The organism is Pseudovibrio sp. POLY-S9 (genome assembly GCF_001431305.1).
Classification (GTDB): Bacteria; Pseudomonadota; Alphaproteobacteria; order Rhizobiales; family Stappiaceae; genus Pseudovibrio.
The window spans coordinates 70,751-92,468 of the sequence record NZ_LCWX01000216.1; the positions used below are offsets into that span (position 1 = coordinate 70,751).

At 52.9% G+C, this 21,718-nt stretch carries 16 protein-coding genes, 1 tRNA gene and 1 pseudogene; 9 read left to right on the forward strand and 9 right to left on the reverse strand.

Annotation, left to right across the window (positions count from 1 at the left end):
- Together PPL9_RS33575 and PPL9_RS22235 are read right to left on the reverse strand one after the other, a co-directional pair.
- Positions 1-228, reverse strand: a pseudogene (locus PPL9_RS33575) (sugar ABC transporter permease); the annotation flags it as partial.
- 100 nt (positions 229-328) lie between these two features.
- On the reverse strand, positions 329-1,519 hold the full coding sequence (locus tag PPL9_RS22235; RefSeq protein ID WP_057464807.1) for an extracellular solute-binding protein: 1,191 nt from the start codon (positions 1,517-1,519) through the stop codon (positions 329-331).
- 212 nt (positions 1,520-1,731) lie between these two features.
- Between PPL9_RS22235 and PPL9_RS22240 the strand changes: the two genes are divergently transcribed.
- From PPL9_RS22240 to PPL9_RS22255, 4 genes are all read left to right on the forward strand, one after another.
- A complete protein-coding gene (locus tag PPL9_RS22240; protein ID WP_057464781.1) occupies positions 1,732-2,538 on the forward strand; it encodes an IclR family transcriptional regulator in 807 nt (268 codons plus the stop codon).
- Between the two features lie 61 nt (positions 2,539-2,599).
- Positions 2,600-3,691 carry a sn-glycerol-3-phosphate ABC transporter ATP-binding protein UgpC gene (ugpC, locus tag PPL9_RS22245; RefSeq protein ID WP_057464782.1) on the forward strand — a complete coding sequence of 364 codons (1,092 nt, stop codon included), beginning with the start codon at positions 2,600-2,602 and terminating at the stop codon, positions 3,689-3,691.
- An 812-nt stretch (positions 3,692-4,503) separates the two neighbouring features.
- Complete coding sequence (locus PPL9_RS22250; protein ID WP_057464783.1) at positions 4,504-5,154, forward strand: hypothetical protein; 651 nt, start codon at positions 4,504-4,506, stop codon at positions 5,152-5,154.
- Between the two features lie 2 nt (positions 5,155-5,156).
- Positions 5,157-7,205: an Rv1355c family protein gene (locus PPL9_RS22255; RefSeq protein ID WP_057464784.1), complete on the forward strand. Its 2,049-nt coding sequence runs from the start codon at positions 5,157-5,159 to the stop codon at positions 7,203-7,205.
- A gap of 490 nt (positions 7,206-7,695) precedes the next feature.
- On the opposite strand, the gene PPL9_RS22260 is transcribed toward PPL9_RS22255, so the two are convergent.
- Both PPL9_RS22260 and PPL9_RS22265 read right to left on the reverse strand, forming a co-directional pair.
- The gene (locus PPL9_RS22260; protein ID WP_057464785.1) at positions 7,696-8,199 is read right to left on the reverse strand and encodes a GNAT family N-acetyltransferase; all 504 of its coding nucleotides are present in this window, start codon (positions 8,197-8,199) and stop codon (positions 7,696-7,698) included.
- Complete coding sequence (locus PPL9_RS22265; RefSeq protein WP_057464786.1) at positions 8,199-9,743, reverse strand: AMP-binding protein; 1,545 nt, start codon at positions 9,741-9,743, stop codon at positions 8,199-8,201. The genes PPL9_RS22260 and PPL9_RS22265 overlap by 1 nt, the downstream gene beginning before the upstream one ends.
- Before the next feature lie 332 nt (positions 9,744-10,075).
- Between PPL9_RS22265 and PPL9_RS22270 the strand changes: the two genes are divergently transcribed.
- Together PPL9_RS22270 and PPL9_RS33580 are read left to right on the forward strand one after the other, a co-directional pair.
- Entirely contained in the window at positions 10,076-10,576 is a 501-nt protein-coding gene (locus tag PPL9_RS22270) for a DUF4386 family protein (protein ID WP_208989556.1), read from the forward strand.
- Positions 10,522-10,728: a hypothetical protein gene (locus PPL9_RS33580; protein WP_208989557.1), complete on the forward strand. Its 207-nt coding sequence runs from the start codon at positions 10,522-10,524 to the stop codon at positions 10,726-10,728. The genes PPL9_RS22270 and PPL9_RS33580 overlap by 55 nt, the downstream gene beginning before the upstream one ends.
- Positions 10,729-11,022: 294 nt before the next feature.
- Here PPL9_RS33580 and PPL9_RS22275 read toward each other — a convergent pair.
- The 5 genes from PPL9_RS22275 to PPL9_RS22295 form a co-directional block, all read right to left on the reverse strand.
- A tRNA-Gln gene (locus PPL9_RS22275) sits at positions 11,023-11,097 on the reverse strand.
- Positions 11,098-11,349: 252 nt separating this feature from the next.
- Positions 11,350-14,628: an efflux RND transporter permease subunit gene (locus PPL9_RS22280; RefSeq protein WP_057464787.1), complete on the reverse strand. Its 3,279-nt coding sequence runs from the start codon at positions 14,626-14,628 to the stop codon at positions 11,350-11,352.
- A gap of 7 nt (positions 14,629-14,635) precedes the next feature.
- The gene (locus PPL9_RS22285) at positions 14,636-15,790 is read right to left on the reverse strand and encodes an efflux RND transporter periplasmic adaptor subunit (RefSeq protein WP_057464788.1); all 1,155 of its coding nucleotides are present in this window, start codon (positions 15,788-15,790) and stop codon (positions 14,636-14,638) included.
- Complete coding sequence (locus PPL9_RS22290) at positions 15,787-17,310, reverse strand: efflux transporter outer membrane subunit (RefSeq protein WP_082597039.1); 1,524 nt, start codon at positions 17,308-17,310, stop codon at positions 15,787-15,789. Before PPL9_RS22290 ends, PPL9_RS22285 begins: the two co-directional genes overlap by 4 nt.
- 300 nt (positions 17,311-17,610) lie before the next feature.
- The gene (locus tag PPL9_RS22295) at positions 17,611-18,735 is read right to left on the reverse strand and encodes a glycosyltransferase (protein ID WP_057464789.1); all 1,125 of its coding nucleotides are present in this window, start codon (positions 18,733-18,735) and stop codon (positions 17,611-17,613) included.
- Between the two features lie 375 nt (positions 18,736-19,110).
- On the opposite strand from PPL9_RS22295, the gene purU reads away from it, so the two are divergent.
- The 3 genes from purU to PPL9_RS22310 all read left to right on the forward strand — a co-directional run bounded on the left by purU (position 19,111) and on the right by PPL9_RS22310 (position 21,556).
- Positions 19,111-19,968: a formyltetrahydrofolate deformylase gene (gene purU, locus PPL9_RS22300; RefSeq protein WP_057464790.1), complete on the forward strand. Its 858-nt coding sequence runs from the start codon at positions 19,111-19,113 to the stop codon at positions 19,966-19,968.
- Between the two features lie 8 nt (positions 19,969-19,976).
- Positions 19,977-20,903 (forward strand): bifunctional methylenetetrahydrofolate dehydrogenase/methenyltetrahydrofolate cyclohydrolase, encoded by a 927-nt coding sequence (locus PPL9_RS22305; protein ID WP_057464791.1) that lies wholly within the window; start codon positions 19,977-19,979, stop codon positions 20,901-20,903.
- A 242-nt stretch (positions 20,904-21,145) separates the two neighbouring features.
- On the forward strand, positions 21,146-21,556 hold the full coding sequence (locus tag PPL9_RS22310) for a type III secretion system chaperone (RefSeq protein WP_057464792.1): 411 nt from the start codon (positions 21,146-21,148) through the stop codon (positions 21,554-21,556).
- Positions 21,557-21,718: the final 162 nt, after the last annotated feature.

The window sequence follows — 21,718 nt, forward strand, 5'->3', positions numbered from 1 at the left end:
GATGCCATCCCACTCATACAAGCTGATCCAGAGTGACTGGCCGATTGGCGCAATTACATAGACCAGAAACATCACAACACCCGGCGCTAAAAACAGCCAGGGTGCAAGTTTGCGCTGGTTGGCGATCCACTTTGAAGATCTGGTTTTGCTGGCGCCTGATGTGGCAGGTCCTCCAGAAAACTTTGGTGAGTTTCCGGAAGATACAGGAGCCAAGGCCTGCTCGCTCATCTATGTCCTCCTGCAGAAGATCATGCTTCTGCGCTGTTTATTCCTAGAGCATAGGGCGGCGAAATCTTCCGCCACCCTACTTAAGAATTCCGCCTATCTACTACTTGTAGACACGGGTCCGGATCTTCTCGAGACGGTCCAAAATGGCGTCAGCCCGCTCTGGCTTCACCATGAATTCCTGGAAGCCTTCCATGCCAGCCTTTGCCATTGCTGCCGGAGCATCACGGTCATAGAACTGCGCCAGCGCGTACGCATTGGAGAGCATGTCGAAGCCCTGCTGCAGGATGCGCTCTTCAGGGCGCTCTGCACCGGAGTTTACTGGCAACTGACCGAGTGTGACGTTTGTTGCTGTCTGCACATCTGCACGCGCCATGTAAGCAAGGAACTTCTTCGCATCTTCCTTGTTTTTGGCGTTTGCCGGAATGTGAATGGTGTCGGTCGGAGCATCTTCAGCCATTGGAATGCCCGGTGTGATTTCCGGGAACTGCATGAAGCCGATCTGCTCTTCCTTCAGGCCACCGTTCTTGAACACGTCAACCGCGAAGTTGCCCATCAGGTACATTGCCGCTTTGCCCTGCACGAGTGCTGGCACAGCTTCCTGCCAGTCCAAAGCTGCATGGTTTGCGTTGTAGTAGCCTGGCTTGACCAACTCGGCCCACTTGTCGAAGGTCGCTTTCACACGCGGGTCGGTGTAAGGCACCTTGCCTGCGGTGAGGTCCATGTGGAACTCGTAGCCGTTGACGCGCAGGTTCATGTAATCAAACCAGCCGCCTGTTGGCCAAAGTGCTTTTGTGCCGATTGTGAACGGGTCAATGCCAGCTGCTTTAAGCTTTGCGGACGCTGCAACCAGCTCGTCCCAGCTGGTTGGAACAGCAATGCCCTTCTCTTCGAAGATATCTTTGCGGTAGTAGATGCCCCACTGGTAGTAGGTGTAGGGCACACCCCATTTTTTGCCATCAATGGTCATGGATGCCGCTGCTGATTTCAGCTGCTCGTTAAGGCCATTTTCTTCCCAGACATCCGAGACGTCTTCAAACAGGCCAGCATTGACGAAGGGTGCCATGCGGTTGCCCGCGTACCATGTTGCCAGATCTGGTGCGTCTGCTGTGAGGAAGTTGCGGATGGAGGTTTTATAGCCCTCCTTATGCATCGTGTTGACGATGACGTTCACATCCGGGTTCTCTTTGGAGAAGCCAGCCACGATGTCTTCAAATGCTTTTTTTGGAGCCGGGTCCGTCTGGTCGAGATTGATAACCAAATCACCTGCTGCATACGCTGAACTTGTAATCATAAATGCCGCTGCGAACCCGCCCGCAGCTGTTTTGCTAAAATTAAACACCCTAAACCTCCCAGTTAAAGCAATCAAAATAGTTCCATTCAATGAAACTATGTTTTGACCATTGAAATTGTCGCGTGGTAATGCATAATTGTCAACCGAAGGAACTAGGAAGGGATCTGTATGAAAATTGCAGATTTCCGGAACGGGTAAGGAAACAACAGGAAATGGGCGCACAAACCCTGAGTATCTCTGAGGAAACCGAGCAAGACCTCACAAGCCCCATTTCCAAGGCACTGGTGGTGCTGGACGCGGTTGCAATGGCAGAATCACCCCCTCGGTTCGTAGAGCTTTTGAATGCTTTGCCGCTGAGCCGGGCGACGTTGCACCGTCAGCTACGGCAATTGGTGAAGGAAGGCATGCTGGTGCATGACGAGGTGCATCAGACCTACAGCATTGGCATGCGGGTGCTGCGGCTGGCCCATTCTGCCTGGAGCCGTGCCAGCCTTGCCAGTGTGGCGCGGGATACGCTGGACATGCTGAGCACGCAGATTCCTGAGACCATTCATCTGGCTGTGCTGGACAACAATCAGGTGCTTTACGTGGACAAGCGCCTGCCGCCGCGCAGCGTTTCCATGTTCTCCAGTCCCGGCAAGATTGGCCCGGCCTACTGCACGGGTGTTGGCAAAGCGATGCTCTCTGCTCTTCCTGAGGCACGACTTGCTGAGGCGATCAAGGCGCAATCATTCCAGCGCCATACCGATAAGACGCTGGTGAACGAGACAATGCTGCGTGATGAGCTGGCTCGTATTCGCACGCGTGGACATGCCTATGATGATGAGGAGCATGAAGGCACTATCATTTGTGTAGCCTTGCCGATCCTGAACAAGCGCGGGGAGCCGATTGGTGCGCTTTCCGTGACCAGTACGACCTATGTGACCTCGCTCGACACCATGGTCAAAACCTATTTGCCAGCCATGAAGGCGGCGACCAATGAGATTTCAGAGAACGCTCAGATTGCACTGGGGGTTTGATTTGCGGGGCTTTGGGAGGCCCTTGCTCAGATATTGAAGATATTTTTCGGGAGGGGAACAGATGACCGCAGTTGTGTTGCGCGATCTAAAGAAGAGTTATGGCGACACGCAGGTGATCCACGGTGTGGACCTGGACATTGAGGAGGGCGAGTTTGTTGTTTTCGTTGGACCCTCTGGCTGCGGAAAATCCACCTTGCTGCGGACCATCGCCGGATTGGAGACCAGCAACAGCGGGACCATCCATATTGCGGATGAGGATGTGACGGACATCGATCCCTCCCAACGCGGTATTGCCATGGTGTTCCAGAGCTACGCGCTCTACCCGCACATGACCGTTGCGGAGAACATGGGCTTTGGCCTGAAGATGACCGGACACCCCAAAGCCGAGATCAAGCGACAGGTGGATGAAGCGGCGCGTATTCTGAAACTGGAAGAGTATCTGGACCGTCACCCCAAAGCGCTTTCCGGTGGTCAGCGGCAGCGCGTGGCAATTGGCCGGGCGATTGTGCGCAACCCGAAGGTGTTCCTGTTTGACGAGCCGCTTTCCAACCTTGATGCAGAGCTGCGCGTGCAAATGCGCATTGAGCTTGCCAAACTGCACAAGGACGTGGCGGCCACGATGATCTACGTGACCCACGATCAGGTGGAAGCCATGACGTTGGCTGACAAGATTGTGGTGCTGGAAGGCGGTTACATCCGGCAGGTGGGCAAGCCGCTGGAGCTTTACGATAATCCGGCGAACCAGTTCGTGGCAGGCTTTATCGGCTCTCCGAAGATGAACTTCCTGAGTGGTAAGGCTGTGCGTTCAACCGATGCAGGGCTGGAGATTTCCGTATCCGGTTTTGAGGGGCAGACGCTGGTCGTGCCGGGGATCACCTCCTCCGTGGTGGAGGGCGCAATGGTGAGCGTTGGCATTCGCCCGGAACACTTTGTGGTTGGCTCAGGCGAAGACGGTGTTGGCGCAGATGTGAGCGTTTCACTGGTCGAGAACCTCGGAGAAACCAGCTACGCCTACGGCACGTTGCCCGACGGCGTTCAGGTCATCGCAGAAAGCCGCGGCAACCGCCTTGAGCAAAACAGCGAAATCCTGCACCTGGCCCTGCCCGCCTCACGGGCCTTGCTGTTCAAGCCCGATGGCGAGCGACTGCGTTGAGCAGACATGATGCCCGTTGATCTGCGGTTGCTAGTCAGCATGACTTGCCTTCGCTAGTGAAACTAGGTCAAAGCGGATTTTCGCTTTAAGTGTGAGAATTCAGGTAAGCTACATGAAGTTGTTCGCATCAAGGGATAACAACGGAATTTTGGGTGGTGGTACTATCAAAGGGAAAGGTAGTTTAATATATAATCGCTGGCCTCATTCTCGCAGTACATTTGTCATCACATTGTAACGCAAAAACGATAACTCAACTTCAGGCAAATATAGCTAGAGATGATAGCCACACGAGCCTTAGAGCAATCCATGGCTCCTGGAATCTTGGGCTTCAGATCACTAACAATGATTGGTTGATTACCATCTACAAACAGAGTAACTACACCTTAGACCAGCATAAGAAAAGCTAAAAGATCAAGGCCATGTCGTCGTAGGATTTAAGCTGGACTTCAGGACATGAGGCTAATGAACCGTACCATAGTGCTCTCCACAAAAAATAGCAAAGATAGTTCTTTGCCAGTTGGGGGAGTATATCCTACCTACCGCTAGACCTAACTTTTTTGCCGCAGCTCTCTATTTAACCTGCAAGATGACCACATAATCGGATGCCGTTCCGTAGCCCTGTAAAGACCTCTTGCAATTTCTGTCTCCTGACGGAATTTATAAGCAGTTTGTATAAAACCTTACCCCAATAAACATTAGTATGAATGCATAGCATCATATTCTTTTAAGAAATAACATCTGTCAAACGAATCTCTTGAGGGGCTGATCCCAAAAGCCGGTTCATATGCATCTCCAAGACTGGCAGGGGTGGGGTGACAGATCAAATCCACTATCACGATGAAACAACGGGATTAACTTTGGTTCTGGCAGAGGCAAAGACTTCACCGGAATTGTGGCAGGCGTTTCTGGCTGGTGCGCGTCGGCGCTACAAGCTCTATGATGCAGAAGAGATGGTTTTTGCTTCACAAGCTGCGGTTTTGAGGGGAATTGAGAGGTTTTCCGTTGTGATGCTGGATGGCAGGCCAATTGCCGGGGCTAGGACCCGGGGGGCTCTTAGCGAAAATGACCTTCCGGTTTGTAAGGAGCTTGATGGTTTCCCTGCTTTCGAAATGATCCACGACAAGGTTCGGTCGCGCCTGAGCGAAGGTGTTCTGGAAGGCAAGACCGGATGGATGGATAACGAGTTTCGTGGTGACAGCACATTGATTGCCCCACTTTTGGTTGCGGGCCTTTATCTGCAGTTGCCCCAAACGGGATGCCGCTGGATCGTTGCTGCCCTTTCACCATTCTCAGTTCCGGTTTTCACCCGCTATGGCGGGGTAATGGACAGTGATATCAAGCCGGTTCCCTTCCCCAAGCCTGATATTCTCACAGGTGTGGTTTGGTTTGACAGGAACCGTCTTGAAGCACAGATCGCCAAGTTCCTACCAGTTTCACATAGCATGAATGCAGGGTGTTTTTGACGATGACAACACTATGGAAGCCAGAGATCCTTGACCCGGCAAATGTCAGCGATACCGCACGCATTAAAGAGTTGATGTCAGATTCTGTTCAGCTTGTTGATCACGGTCCAGCCTTGCAGGATGAAATTGGCAAGTGCCTACCGGGCGTGAAAGAAGTCTCATACCGCATAGTTTACTACCCGTGGCGCAATCTTGCGCTGCGCCTACCGGAAGCGGGTGCATTTCATGGCATCCGTGAAAACCGGAACAGATTGAAAATCGATGATCAGGCGGCGGAACGTATTCATGCAGCGCACGTGGGGATCGTTGGGCTTTCAACTGGTTATGCGATTGCAATGGCGATGGTTTCTCTTGGGTTCCAGCGCTTTCGGCTTGCAGATTTCGATGCGTTGGAGCTGACTAATCTTAATCGCATTCCTGCCTCCCTCATGGATATTGGTCTCAATAAATGCGTTTCCGCAGCGCGGCGCATGGCTGAGATCAATCCCTATTGTGACATTGAGATCCATCAGGACGGCGTAAACCCTGACAATTGCACTGATTTCGTGGCTGGGCTCGATCAATTGATCGAAGTTTGTGACAGCTTTTCCATTAAGGTAGCTCTTCGCGAAACCTGCCGTGCAGCACGTGTTCCCGTCATCATGAATACTTCTGATCGCTGCATGTTAGATGTGGAACGTTATGATCAAGAGCCCGAGCGTGCCTTGTTTCATGGGCTTGCTGGCGATTTGAATGTTGCAACCCTCTCAAACATGGGAGCTGATGAGCGCGTGGGGCTTGCTTTGCGGATCATCGTTGCCGACAATGTTTCGACCGGGTTGGGCGCTTCGTTGTTCGAGATTGATCGGACCCTGCAAACCTGGCCGCAACTCTCCAGTGATGTTACCTCCGGTGCGGGAGCGGTGGCGGATATTGCCCGGCGTATCGCGGTCGGCCTACACGTGGCCTCGGGGCGGTCATTTGGCCAATCTTATCTCGACCTTGTTCAACCTGAGCCAGACTACGCGTCGTTCCCTTCTGCGCCGCCGCGCGATACCGATTGTGCAACCGGCGATTTAAAGCGGGATATGATTGCTGCAGCAAAACTGGCCCCGTCCGGGGGCAATGCTCAACGCTGGCATTTCGAGTGGAAGGACAACCAGCTTGAACTTGCAGTCAGCGAAGGGGTGCAGGTTGCCATGGACATTGACCAACGTGGTAGTCTGGTTGCGGTGGGGGCTGCCTGGATGAATGCCCGTGCACTGGCCGCCGCCCGGCGATCACTTGGGGATGCCCGATTGAGTTCAGATGATCGTGCACTGGTAGAACTGGGTGACGGCGATGGTGGTTTACCCAGCTATCTGGCTGAGTTTATACCAAGGCGAATGACAAATCGGCGGCCTCTGGAAGCCCGAGGTCTTTCAGTGGAAGACATAGCCGCGCTCAAAAACGCTGCCTGGGCTGAGGGCGGAGAGCTTGTTCTGTTTGAGGGGGAAGCACGTAACAGCTATGCCAATTTTCTGGCACGAGTCGAGCGACTGAGATTTCTTTCACCGCAATTGCATGATGATCTGGCCCGCGAACTGGTCTGGCCTGGAGAAGAGCCGGTCCGTCGGGGACTTGATGTGCGAACACTTGAGCTGAGCCCACCCGATCTTGAAAAGGTGAAGCTTGCTATGCGTCCAGATATTATGGCAGCGCTTCGGGAACGGAACCTTGGGGCCGCCCTCGGTGATCCAGTAAAAGATGCCTTTGCGGCTGCCGGACTGGGGTTTGTGATTACGATTGAGGGTGAAGGGCAAGAGGCCTATATGCGCGGAGGTGCCGCGCTGCAGCGTGTTTGGCTCGAGGCTACCTGCCGGAGGCTCTGGGCACAGCCATGGTCGCCCTGTTTCCTTTATGCGCAAACAGGAGATGAGGCGGCATCACTAATGCCTGAAGAGTTAAAGGTTGAAGCCAGAGCTTTGCACGAAGAGTGGGTGGAAACTGTTGGTCTTGGCGCTCGTAAGGCAGTCTTATCATTGCGTATGGGATATGGGGTTCCGCCAACTGCCGTAAGTCTGCGTGAGTAATCCCAAAAAGCTATGGCAACTCGGACGATGTTCGCTCCCGCAATCATAATTGGCCCAATGGGTGCATAGCTGTATCTATCGTTATTTGAAACCCGTTTGCTCGCCAAAGTGTTTTTGTACAGGTTGGAAAAGAGTTAAATAGAGGTAGTCTCATTTATTTGGGCACGTTGACGGTCAGATTGAAATGAAATATTTTCAGCCGGATCGCAGTTTGCCTTAGGAGCAGCAAACCAGCCTTTTTTGTCCTCCCTTTATCCAAAGCAAATGTGAACGCCTTGCTCGAACGCAAGTTTAGTGAGCGTAGCAATGCTCCAGCTTATCACATCGCTCTGGTAGGGAACTTGCCAAGTAAGTTCGCAGGTCAGCTTTGGTCACACAACGCTTAGCTACACCACAAAGAATTTGTCTCTGCTAGACTTCCAGAAAGGGCTCTTCGCTATAAAAGTTTATTGCTTCCCAATATCCATAGATGCATGCCTGAGGGAAGACCTCAGGCGATTTCTTCTGCGTAGAATGGGAGGTGTTTGCGGAGGCGGATGTAGGTGATTTCGCATTTGAGGTCTTCGTCGAACTTGGTGGCCTCGCGGACGTCCTCGTATCTCATGTGGTGGTAGAGGCCCAGAGCGCGTTCGTTCTGGATGAGGACCGAGATTTCTGCGGTGTGGTAGCCACGGGCGGCGATGCGGCGTTCGGCTTCTTCTGCCAGGGCGGTGCCCAGTCCGCTGCTCTCGTAGTCCGGGTCAATCCAGAGGTCGGTGATGAAGTTGTCGGCATGCTCTGTAGCAGCGAAGCCGAGCACGCGATCTTCTTTGACCGCCACCACGATCTGATCCAGACAGGCGCTTGCAAAATCGGTGAAGGAGGCCTTGCTCATGGTATCGTGAGCAACCTGTGGCACGTGGGGGCCGATGCCCCGTTTCCATGAGGCGAGACCGACCTCTCCGATCTGCGGGATATCTTTTGAGCGAGCACTACGAATTTCAAAGGACTTCATCAGACTGATCCACCTCTCTGCGGGCCTTTCAACATCTCTCGCAAGTCTCGCTTAAGGATCTTGCCGTAATTGTTCTTGGGCAACTGATCCATGGCGACGTATTGCTTCGGACGCTTGAAACGCGCGATGTTATCAATGCACAGCTGATCCAGCTCTGCAAAAGCGACGGTCTTTCCCTTCTCTGGCGAGATGATTGCCACCACCTCTTCGCCCCACTCTTCATGGAACCGACCGACAACTGCGACTTCAGATACATCCGGATGCATCAGCAGAATTTCTTCCACTTCGCGAGGATAGATATTGGATCCGCCCGATATGATCATATCTTTCGAGCGGTCGTGCAAGGTGAGGAACCCCTCCTCATCCAGCGCACCCATGTCGCCTGTTTTCAACCAACCGTTTTTAATCGTGGAAGCCGTTGCTTCCTCATTGTGCCAGTAGCCCAGCATGACCGCCGAACCTGACACGACAATCTCGCCAATCTCACCAACGGGCAGGTCTTTCATGTCTTCTCCTACCACACGGAGATTCGAGACGACTTGAGCTACCCCAACTGATTTCAATCTTTCTTCCCAACGGGGATGTTTTCTGTCGCAGACCTGCTCCCGGCTGAGGACCGTGATGCCCATTGGGCATTCGCCCTGTCCGTAGATTTGCGCGAAGCGTGGGCCGAGAACATCAACAGCCTCAACGATATCAGCGAAATACATAGGCCCACCGGCGTAGATGATGGTGTCCAGCCCCTCGCCCGTTGCGCCTGTGGCTTTGGCCACTTCCACCAACCTGTGCACCATTGTGGGTGCCGCAAACATGGCGATCCTGCCGATCTGTGGGGCGATCTCCAGAATCTCTGCAGCGTCAAACCCGCCAGAGACCGGACAAACGTGGCGACCACCGGCCACAACGTGCATGAAACTGTAGATTCCCGCACCGTGGGACATGGGAGCGGCGTAAAGCGTGGCGTCTTCGTGCGTTGGTGTGCCGATGCCTGCATAATAGCCGAGCATCATGCTCTGGATATTTTGCGAGGACATCATCACCCCTTTAGGGCGGCCTGTGGTGCCCGAGGTGTAAAACAACCAGACCATGTCCTGCGCGTCAATGGGCACAGGCTGCCCCAGAGGCTCTGCGGTGAGCATCTGTTTGTAGCTGTCCTGATCTACCGAGATAACCTTGGTTTTGGACTGGTCAATCTCCCTGATCAGATCCTCACCCACATCATCAGAGATGAAGACGGCGGTGGCCTCAGCGTTCTCAATAATCCATGCGGCTTCTTTCGGGTGCAGCTTGGCATTGATCGGAATTGCAGCGGCGCCGGACCACCAGATGCCATAGCTGGCTTCCAGATACTCTGTGCGGTTTTTCATGAAGATGGCAACACGGTCGCCCTTGGAAACACCATAGTCATTTTGCAGAGCACCAGCGATGGCAGCGGAGCGCGCGCCAAACTGACCGTAGGTTGCCACAAGCTGCGTTCCGTGAAAGAGCGCAGGTGCGTCGGGTGTTATTCTTGCTGTACGGGCCAGCCATTCTGCCAGGTTCATTCGGTCTCCCCCTCAAATCAGAGTGCTTTCCCTCAAAAGCAATCTGGTTACTGCCGTCTCATCGCCCGTTTTTCTTCTGGCGATCACGCACTGTTCACTCGTCTCTTATTATTGGTCTGGGAGCGTCGTGGTGACGAATTATGGTCGGCTGCTTCAACACAAACTTTCAAGCTGCAAATACTATAGTTTTTTGCAAGTCTGGGTATACGCCTCTTGTTTAACGCAATTTGTAAGTTTACGCTGCGGCTTTCTGCACTTTACATTTCTTTGTTGCTCAGAGCATCCCATGTTCTGCCTGAGTTCAATTATGAATATTAAGAGGAAATCCTGCCATGAACCTTCAAAAAGCTGGAGGAATAGCCTCTCTTATTGAAGCGGCCACATACATTATTGGCTTTGCTCTTTTAACCACTTTGCTCGCGGATGCCGGCTTTGGCGAAGACGGCAGTGATGCGAACCTGCTGGCATTCGTCGCGTCCAATCAGAGCCTTATGTATCTCTGGAATTTCATCATCTACATCGTTAATGCAGTGTTTCTGGTAGTGCTGGTGATTGCGCTTCATGACCGGTTGAAAGCTGCAACACCGGGGCTCTCTCAGGTTGCCGCTGCTTTCGGGTTGATCTGGGCCGGACTGGTTTTAGCCAGTGGCATGCTGGCCAACATTTCTCTGGCAGAAGTTTCTGCCCTTTACGCACTTGACCATGACGAAGCACTGGTGATGTGGGCAACGTGCAGGAAGGTATTGGCGGCGGCAACGAGATCACCGGTGGCCTGTGGGTGCTGCTGCTGTGCTGGGCTGGCCTGCGCGGCTCCAGTCTTTCCAAGGGCCTGAGCCTGCTTGGCATTGTCATCGGTCTGGCAGGGATTGCCACAGTCATTCCAGGCATGAGCGATCTGGGCGGTATCATCTTCGGCCTTGGCTTCATTCTCTGGTTCATCTGGGCAGGTATCTATCTGCTCAGACATGGTGAAGCCTCTGGTTAAGCCGGTTGCAGAATGGTCTCAGCGATCAAAGCACCCTCAAGGAATTTGGGTAAGCTAAGGTCGTCAGGCAATGAGGAGGCATTATCTCAATTAAAACAGCATGTTACATGATGCGAAATCTTCTTGAGAATCGACACAGTTATATTTTGGGAAGGAGCGTGGCTGGAAACCGGAATGTGCATGCACAGAGAACAGCATTTAAGCCAGTGTTACTGACTGCTCATTACAGGCTTTAGAGAACGCATAAAAGCGATGCTTAACTCTAGGCTAGTCGAATAAATTTTTAGGAGAAAATGGCTGGGGTGGTAGGATTCGAACCTACGGTACACGATACCAAAAACCGTTGCCTTACCACTTGGCTACACCCCATCGCTGTGTGTGGGGCGGGTTATAGCTTTATGATTTGGAATAGGCAACCACTCAATTTCTTTTTGCTGTGAGAAACTTACAAGTGTTCCACAGGTGAGCATAAAAGCGGATTGCGGGAGTGCTGGAACAGGCTTGTTGCTCTGGGCTTTTGCCTTTGTAATTTCTTATCTCAAAACCGCATCTCTCATTTCCCAGAAGGTTTGAAACCTCAAGGAATTCTGCCGTTTTGAGAGTTCGTCCTGTTCCACTGCTCTATGAGGTTGGGTCTGGCTCACCGTTTCCCTTTGGCAATTCCTCCGCTTTATCATCGGGTTGTGCCAGTTTGGATCGATCTTGTGCAATGAGCATGTAGACATTTGGGACGACGAACAAAGTGAAGAGTGTTCCGATGGACAAGCCAGTCGCAATCACCAGCCCCATGTTGAATCGAGAGGCTGCGCCTGCTCCGCTTGCCAGCACCAGCGGGATCACGCCAAGCACCATGGCGGCGGTTGTCATCAGGATGGCGCGCAGGCGAATTTGCAAGGCGCCAATCACGGCCTCACGTTTGGTTGCGCCCTGATTTTCCTGAAGTTCGCGGGCTACCTCTACAATCAGGATACCGTGTTTGGAGATCAGGCCCATGAGCGTGATGATGCCAACCTGCGTGTAAATGTTAATGCTGGCGCCACCTATCCCGATGTTGATGAAGAACAGAGCCCCTGCGATGGACATGGGAACCGAGATGAGAATGATGATCGGGTCGCGGAAGCTTTCGAACTGAGCTGCAAGCGTTAGGAAGATGATGAGCAAGGCAAAGGCAAAGGTTACGACAAAGCCGCTGCTTTCCTGCTCAAACTGGCGCGACTGTTGGGCGTAGTCGACATCATAGCTTTCTGGCAGTTCTTCCGCTGCAATTTGTTGCAGGACTTGCAAGGCCTCCGCCAAAGGCACGCCAAAGCTGGGCACGCCGGAAAGCGTCATGGAGTTTAGCTGCTGGAAGTGCGGGATAAACTCTGGTGTGACCTGCATATCCAGTGTCGCAACGCTGGAGAGCGGCACAATTGTACTGCGCGGGGCATTGCTGCTTGTGTTCGTTCCTGATCCGCCTGATGAAAATGCGGAGGCAAAAGAGCTTGATGAAGACGTTCCGCTTTGTGCTGAACTACTGGATCCCGCGCTGCCTGGTGCTCCCCCCTGCGCTGCACCACCTGACGCTCCTCCAGTTGTCGTAGGGCTGCTCGAAACACGGATATAAGTGTCCAACAGTTGTTCCGGATTGAGGCGGTCATACTGAATGATTTGCGGGATGACCCTGTAAGAGCGGCCATCAAAATCGAAGTAGTTGATGTAACCGCCACTCATGAGCGCTGTGAGGGATTGTCCCACATCCTGCAAGGTGAGACCTAGCTCAGCAACGCGGTCGCGGTCGATGTTGATTTTGCCCTGCGGTTTATCGATCTTCAGGTCCTTATCAATGAAGATGAACTTGCCGGTGGCCTGTGCCTTTTCCAGTATTTGAGAGCCAACGACATTGAGTTTGTCGACGGGTTGAGTGGTTTTGATGACAAACTGCACAGGCAAGCCGCTGCTGCCCGGTAAGGGTGGGTTTTGGAACATCACGGTTTTGAAGCCTGCCACACCTTCCATTGGAGGCTGCATGGCGTATTGCAGCTCAGTGGCGGTCTTGGAGCGTTCATCCCATGGAGTGAGCAACACGCCTGAGAGTACACTGGAAGACAGCACCAGTTGAAACACGCCTTCAACCTCAGAATACTTCCGGGCGATGCGATAGATCTCTTCTGTGTAGAGCATTTTTTGTTGCAGGGTGGCCGAAGGTGCTGGCGTTGACTGGGCCAGAACTAGGCCCTGATCTTCCTGCGGTGCCAGCTCTTGCTGTGAGGTGGAATAAAGCACTGGAATACTGGAGAGGATCAAAAAGGCAAAGGTGAGAACGACAGGTCTGTTGTCCAGCGATGCTTCCAGAGCACGCAAGTAGCGTTTGCGGAACCGGTCGTAGATGTCATCCACCGTACGGGTCAGTGCATCATCCCACCCAGAGGTCTTCTCTGATCTTGCTTTGAGGATCTTGGAGCTCATCATGGGTGTCAGGGTGAGCGCGACAATGGCTGAGATGGTCACCGAGCCAACCACTGTGAAGGCGAATTCTGTAAACAGGGCGCCCGTTAAACCGCCCTGAAAGCCGATGGGGGCATACACCGCGACAAGAACGACCGTCATCGCCAGAATGGGTCTGCCGAGATCTTGCCCGGCTTGAACAGCAGCCTGAAACGGCGTGCTGCCTTCCGAGATATGTCGTTCCACATCCTCCACCACGATAATCGCATCATCCACCACAAGGCCAATGGCAAGCACCAAGGCAAGGAGCGTGAGCAGGTTGATGGAGTATCCCAAAACCAACATGATGAAAAAGGTGCCGATGAGCGATAGCGGGATCGCGATGATGGGGATGGCAACTGTGCGCGGGGAGCCAATGAAGAGGAAGACCACAAACGTCACAATCACCAATGCTTCGAGAAGGGCGCTGATCACCTCATCAATTGCTGCGTTGATGAAGAGACCGGAGTCGTAGACGATCCGTGCTTCCAGCCCCGGAGGCATGGCATTTTGGACTTTGGGCACGACCTCGCGCACCTGATCCAGCATGGCGAGTACGTTTGCAGCAGGCGCGGCCTGTACCCCAATGTACACTGCTGCCTTACCGGAATAGAGCACGGCCAGATCATAATCTTCAGATCCCAGCTCCACCCTGCCCACATCACGCAGGCGAATGATTGCGCCATCGCTTTCTGTGACAACAAGCTGACGGAAATCCTCGACATCTGTCAGGTTGGTATTGGCCGTGAGTTCCACCTGCACCATCTGGCCTTTGGTGTTGCCCACACCGGAGATAAAGTCATTGCGGGCCAGAGCATTTGCGATATCCGTGCCGGTGAGGCCATAGGCGGCCAGTTTATCCGGGTACAGCCATGCACGGATTGCGAAGCGTTTTTCGCCGTAAAGCTCAGCCGTTTGCACACCATCGATTGCCTGAATTTGTGGCTGGACAACACGGACGATGTAATCCGTTAGCTGATTGCGGTCGATCACATCAGAGGTGAAGCCGATGTACATGGCGTCGATGGTCTCACCGATTTGAATGGTGAGCACCGGGTTTTGCGTTTCCTGGGGGAGTTGGTCCAGTACTGAGCTGATCTGGGTGTTGATCTCCGTAAGGGCTTTGTCGGCATCGTAGTTGAGCACCAGATTGACCGTGATGGTGCTGACTGTGCTGGCACTGGTCGAGGTCATGTAGTCGATGCCGTTGGCCTGCGCGATGGCTTCTTCCAGCGGGGTGGTGATGAAGCCCGCGACAGTCTCAGCACTGGCACCGAACAAGGTGGTTGAGATGGTGATGACGGCGTTTTCCGTCTTTGGGTACTCCAACACGGGCAGCAAGAAGATTGCGCGCAAGCCCAGCGCCAAAATCATCAGGCTGATGGTGGAAGCCAGAACGGGGCGACGAACATAGATTTCTGTGAAACTGTTCATGGCCCACCTATTGCTCTACGGGTTTCGGGTCAGGGTCATTGAGTGGCAGCACGGAGTTGTCGATGACGACCTTGGATCCATTACGCAGTTTGAGCTGCCCTGCACTCACCACTAGCTCATCCACCTTAAGGCCTTTTGAAATCACGATTTGGTCGCCTCGTTTTGCACCGGTCTCGATAAAGCGCTGCTTGGCGGTGTAGACAGGTTTGTCCATGTGCTTTTCGTCGGTCTTGGTCAGCACATAAACGGTGATGCCGTAAGAGTTGTAGGTGATGGCCGTTTGCGGGACTGTGACCTGCTCTTTTGGCGCTGATATCACCGTTTGCACATCGACGAACATGCCTGGGATCAGCTCTTTGTTTGGATTTGCAAAGCGGCCACGCACTCTGGCGTTGCCGTTGTTGATGTCGACCTGCGCATCTATGGCAACCACTTTGCCTTTGATGGACTGGTCCGGATAGGTATCAGCCGAGACCTCAATTTCCTGATCGCGTTTGATGGTGCCCAGAAAACGCTGGGGTATGTAAAAATCAACGAAGAGATCATCAAGTTGCTGAAGGTTGACGTAGGGCTGGGCCACGTTGAGATACTGGCCAACGCTAACCTGCCGGATGCCCAAACGGCCTGAGAATGGAGCACGGATGTTTTTCTTGGCAATGATCGCAAGCTGGTTTTGCACTTGTCCCTGAAAGTCTTTCAGGCTCGACCAGTCGGAATCGATCTGCTGTTTGCTGACGGCGTTGACTTTGTACTGCTTCAGGTCTCTGTCCAGCGTTTGACGCGCCAGAGTTTCCTGAGCCTGTAAGGACTTTAATTGTGCAATCTCCTGTGTGGTATCCAACTCAATCAGCAGCGCGCCTTTCTTGACATCCTCACCGGATGCGAAGTTGATATGGGTTACCGTGCCAGGAAGCTCAGGCGATAAATCTGTTCCCATGATTGCCACAAGCGTGCCAACTGCCGAGACTTTTTCGGTCCAGAGTTGTTTGGTGGACTTGTAGGAGGAGACGGTCTCGATCTTATTTTGCAGACCGGATACGATTTTCCCGAGTACTCTGGATTTATAAAGCTGGAACCCATAGAGCCCACCAAACGCTATGCCGACGCAAATCAACATAATGATCATGTGTTTTTTGGTGTTGGTTTTTTTGCGTTCACTCATGGCTGGTTCACCGGCTGGATCTGTTTGCGATTGAACGGCGGGACAGCCGAGATGATGGTCAGAGGTCTTCCATCCCTTATTGGTGCCGCATTGGGGCGGTTCCACCACCCTCCACCGAGCGCAAAGAACAGGGCGACAGTGTCTGTGAAGCGTGCGGCTTGTGCCTGCACCAGATTCATCTTCGCTTGTTGGTAGGTTTGGACTGCAAGCAGCAGTGTTGTGAGGTCGATTGCGCCCAGATTGTATTGTTGCTGTGTCAGGCGCAGGCTCTTTCTGGCAGAGCGTTCGGCAGCCAGACTGGCTTTCAGGGCACGGGCATCATTCTTCAAAGCGCTGATCGCGTTGGAGGTGTCGCCAAATGCAGTCAGCACAACATTGCGATAGCTTGCGGCGGAAGCCTCAAAAGCTGCAACGGCGGCTTTGCGCTGACTGTTGAGCGCTCCGGCATCAAACACGGTTTGGGCTGCCGAGGTTGTGATTTGCCATGCACCCGTTCCAGAAAAGAACAAGCGGTTGAATACTTCGGAGTCGTTGCCCGCATTCCCGGTAATCTTGAAACTCGGGAGCTGGTTGGCTAGTGCAACACCGATGTTGGCGCTGGCTTGCCAGAGTTGCGCCTCGGCAGAGCGGATATCTGGCCTTCGTGCGACCAGCTCTGAAGGCAGGCTTAACGGTAGTTTTCTTGGCAATTTCAGATCAGAAAGATCAAACTCCTTTACGATATCCTGAGTGGGGTAGAAGCCACCCAGCGTTTTGATCTGATTTTTCTGCACCACCAATTGTTGTTGGAGTGGTGGCAAAGTTGCTTTGGTTTGCTCCAGCGTTGCCAGCTGTTGCAGGACCTGACTTTCATCCACACCACCTAACCTGAACTGCGCTTGCAGGATGGAGAGTTGCCGCTGTTGTACCTTGATGATTTCTTCAGTCGCACGAATCTGCCCTCTGAGGGAGGCTTCCAGAATTACTGCATTCAACAGATTGGATGTGAGCGTCAGATGCGCTGCCTCAACCTGAAACTGCGAGTACTGAATGTTGGCGACTTGTGACTCGATGTTCCGGCGTGTACCGCCCCAGACATCAAGCGTATAGGAGATGGCCAATGACAAGCTGTAGGTCGTGAAGAAGGGGTTCAGGTTCGCAACAATTTCACTCGCCCCGCCGCCACCAATAGGGAACTTCTGCCTGTTACGGCTTGCATTGCCGGTGACGGTTGGGTAGAGCCCAGCGCCAGCCACGTAGGCATTTTCCTGTGCCTGTCTGAGATTGGCTTCAGCTTGAGCAATTGTGGGACTGTTGGCGACTGCAAGGCTGACATACGTGTTAAGAGCATTCGACTCGAACAGCTCCCACCACTCTCCCGGCAGGTCTCTTTGAGTAGAGAAGTTCTGCGAGGCTCCACCCTGAATGTCAGCGGACACAGTCGCACCGGGATCATTGCGGGTAAACTTGGCTTCTGGTGAGAGCTCTGGCCTTTTGAAATCCGGGCCTACCATGCAGGCTGACAGCAGGAAGAACAGCATAAGAGAGGAACGCCGACACACCGTAGGCGCAGGAGAACTCCTCGTCTTGCTGCAAAACCCGAACCAGACACTCAACAGTGGTGCTCCAATGACCTGTATCTTTTATTGGCGGAGAACGAAGCTGTACGCACACTCAAACACTGGCCAAGAACACGGCTGACCTAAGGGTACTTGATGCTGATTTTGCAGGTCAAACACGCTTGTGGTGTGTGCCGGGTTATCCCACGCTAATGGCGTGAGGCATCCTATTTTACCTAGTTATATTAACTAGTTAGACTGCATATTCCATGAAGGCCACTCTTAGTGCAGGTCTGTGACACGCTCAGAAATCATGGAGAGGAGCAGTTTCTCATAGGCATCAATTGCACGTTCCTGAGAGAAATCACGTGCTCTGGTCGCCAAAGTGTCGTCGGATCTATCGCACTTCACTGCTGCGAGGATCGCTTCTGATAGTTTGTCTGCGTCACCTGACGGAACGAGCCAGCCATTGCGGACATCGCTCAACACTTCACGGGCACCTGCGCCGCTGTCGAGCGCAATGATGGGTGTTCCCAAGGCCATTGCCCGCACCAGTTCTCCGGACACGCTGTCTTGCTGAGATGTTGAGACGTACACGTTGGCCGCTCTCAGGAACCTCTCCGGCTTGGTGACTTCACCCGGCATGGTGACGATATCATCGAGCGCCAAATTGGAAGCCAGCAGCTGGAGTTCTTCCTGCTCCTCTCCCTTGCCCAACAGATACGCCCGCAGATTATCCTTGTAACGGCTGAGCGCCATGGCGCGGAGGAGTTGGTGATGGGCATGGCGACTGGACGGGGCCCCGACACTTATCACCTTGCTGGTGCCGTGGGTTTCGAACCACTCCTCTTCAATCGGCTCTGCTGCCGTTTCAAACACATTCATTTCGACAAGAGGATTGTAGATGACACTGATCTTTTCTTTGGGCACCTGCTCGCAAAGATCAACGACATGTTCGATAGACTTGAGCGTACAAATCACCCGCTCTGCTTCGCGATAAATCAACGGGACTGCTATGGTGGCTGCGCTCTTTTGGGTTTTCAGTGCAAGACGATCTGAAATGGTAACCGATGAATGGAGCGTGATCGCCACAGGCACCTTCAAACGCGAGCGTGTTTTGACGGCGGACAAGCAGGCTATGTTGCTGCCTGTGCCGTGAGAGAGAATGATATCCGGCTTTTCTTTTTCGACCAGTCTGGCAACGCCAGCTGCAGCTGCGGCGGCTCTGGCCTTTTCCAGAAAGACCGGCGTAATTCGTGGTGAGTAGTGGGAAAGGTCTCTTGGTTTGCCCGTCAGGGTGATCAGAGTGATGTTGTGTTGACGCGCAGCAAGGCCGTTGGAGACCACCTCGGTGATCTCAGTAATGTCTTCATCAAGGAAGCTTTCCTGTACTATAAAGAGCTTCATGACGCGCCCCCGGCCCACCGGTCGAACAGATGCGCCTCCAGACACTCGAAAATCTGGTTTTAAGAGCACGCACCGAAGCTCAATCTAGAAATCTACGGTGTTGTTCTCAATCTGGTTGATTTGATACCCGATTATCTCCCAATGCATTTATCAGGGTAATTCCTTACTTGGCACCCTATCTCCTACCTATCTGGATCTGTCTGCGCAAGCTTAGTGGTTTTAGTGGTTTCTGCCGTGGGTATGAAAAAGAATCACATTGCTGCAGCACAATGCTTTTTTCTGCATCCCAGTGTTGATTTACCCTTTAAAAATTAGGTGCTCCCGCCTATTGTGCGCGGCAGCAAATTCAGTTCAAACGTGTAGATTAAGCCTCCTATGAACACCAAGGCCAACTATGTGCTCACCCTTTCCTGCGGAGACAGAAAAGGGATCGTAGCAGCGGTTGCAAACTCAATCGCTTCTCAAAACTGCAACATCTGTGAAAGCGCTCAGTACGGCGATGCAGAGACCGATCGCTTCTTTATGCGCATCTCTTTCAATGCTCCGGACGGGATGACTAAAGAACAGTTTGAAGAGGGCTTTGGCCCTGTTGCAACGGGCTATGGTTTTGACTGGAAGGTCCATGACCTTTCCAAGAAGCCTCGTGTTCTGGTCCTGGTCTCTCAGATGGGGCACTGTCTGAACGACCTGCTCTACCGCAATTCCACTGGCCAGCTGCCGATGGATCTTGTGGCGGTTGCATCCAACCACACCAAGTACCAGTCCCGCGTTGAGCATGAGCAGATTGCCTTTCACTATCTGCCAGTGACCAAAGAGACCAAAGCGGAACAGGAAGCCCAGATTGTTGATCTGGTAGAGCGCGAAAACATCGATCTGGTGGTGCTTGCTCGTTACATGCAGATTCTCTCCAATGAGCTCTGTGAGAAACTTGCAGGCAAGGTGATCAATATCCACCATTCTTTCCTGCCAAGCTTTATAGGTGCAAAACCGTATCACCGGGCCCATGCACGCGGCGTCAAGATGGTTGGAGCCACCGCGCACTATGTAACCGCAGACCTTGACGAAGGACCAATCATCGAGCAAGACGTGAGCCGGGTTGAACACTTCCATTCGGTGAACGAACTCATCGCCCAGGGGCGTGATACGGAAAGTCAGGTTCTTGCTCGCGCTGTCCGCTATCATCTGGAGCACCGAATTCTCCTTAACGGTGACCGTACCGTGATCTTTAAATAGGACTTGCCATGAGTGAGGCTCTTATTATCGACGGCAAAGCTATTGCTGCATCTGTCACCGACGAGATTGCTGCACGTGCTGCACGCCTTGAATCTGAGACAGGTATTAAGCCGGGTTTGGCTGTTGTGATTGTGGGTGAAGACCCTGCCAGTCAGGTTTATGTACGCAACAAGGGCCGAACCGCAAAAGCATGTGGTTTCAACTCCGTCACACACACGCTATCAGCTGATGTGAATGAGGAAGAGCTTCTGACTCTTGTGACATCACTGAACGAAGATGACACCATTCATGGTATTCTGGTTCAGTTGCCTTTGCCAAAGCACATCAGTGAAAATAAGGTCCTCGATCTCATTAAGCCTGAGAAAGACGTCGACGGTTTCCACCCGATCAATGTTGGCCTGCTGGGCAGCGGCAATACAGACCGTGCGCTTGTGCCATGCACCCCCGCTGGCAGCGTGTTGCTGGCAAAGAAAGCACTTGGCGATAATCTTTCCGGCAAAACCGCTGTGATCGTCGGGCGTTCCAACATTGTTGGTAAGCCGATCGCTCAGTTGTTGTTGCAAGAGCACTGCACGGTGACGATTGCTCACTCCCGCACCAAAGATCTTCCTGATGTGGTTCGTTCTGCAGATATTGTTATTGCTGCCGTGGGTCGCCCGCAGATGATCAAGGGCGACTGGTTGAAGCCGGGCGCGACTGTCATTGACGTGGGCATCAACCGCATTCCAGCACCTGAAAAGGGCGAAGGCAAAACCCGTTTAGTGGGCGATGTGGCGTTTGATGAAGCACTCGGTCACACAGCTGCTATCACCCCGGTTCCACGTGGTGTAGGGCCTATGACCATCGCGATGTTGATGAGCAATACCCTGACTGCTGCACGCCGTCTGATGGGATTGGACGAAGAGCCGCCGCTCTTTGAAGCGCTGAACAACTAAGCCATTCCACCAGACAGGCAAACATTCTTTGTTTTCCGGTTTGCCGTTCAGTTGAAATAGATCCATAGATAAGGCTCCGAAGCACCTTCGGGGCCTTTGCTATTTGTAGTAGCGATCCAATTCAGATCACGCCTGCAGTTTGTTTTATTTGCATTCCCCCACCCTAATGTTCCTTTCAGCACATCTCAGATGTTGACGACTCGCTAGCTTCCTCTCAAGCAACGTAATTGAGGGGATGCACGATGCATCATGTGGACCGTATCGTCCCGGTTATTCGCGAGACGCTTGGTCTGCCGGAGTTGAAGTTTGACGAAGCCGGGCATGTGGCCCTGCTTTTTGAGGACAGCTTTTCTGGTGTTTTGAGCCGCATAGACGGCAACAATCTGGAATTCAGTTTCTACTTGCCGGATCTCGACATCAACCAGCCCCACATCCTGAAAGCAATGCTTGCTGCCAACTGTCTTGGCACATCGACCGCAGCCGGACGTCTGGCCATTGATGAAGACAAGATGCAGGCACTTTACTGCGAGCGCTGGTGCCTCTCTGACGTGCAGGAGGACACAGTTCCTGAGCGTCTGATCGATGCCGTTTCAACGGCAGCCTTCTGGCTTGCTGAGGGCACAAACACCTTACTTCAGAATGACTTCGTATAAACGCGTAGCAACACATTTGAGTGCTGAAAAGAACAGAGTAGCTGCAAGAGGAATACTAGTCTGATCTTAACAGCAGGAAATATTTAAGCAGAAAGATTCGTCTGCTTCAGAAAAGTCGAGATAGCAATGCGTCAACTACTGGATGAACTCTTCAACGAGATC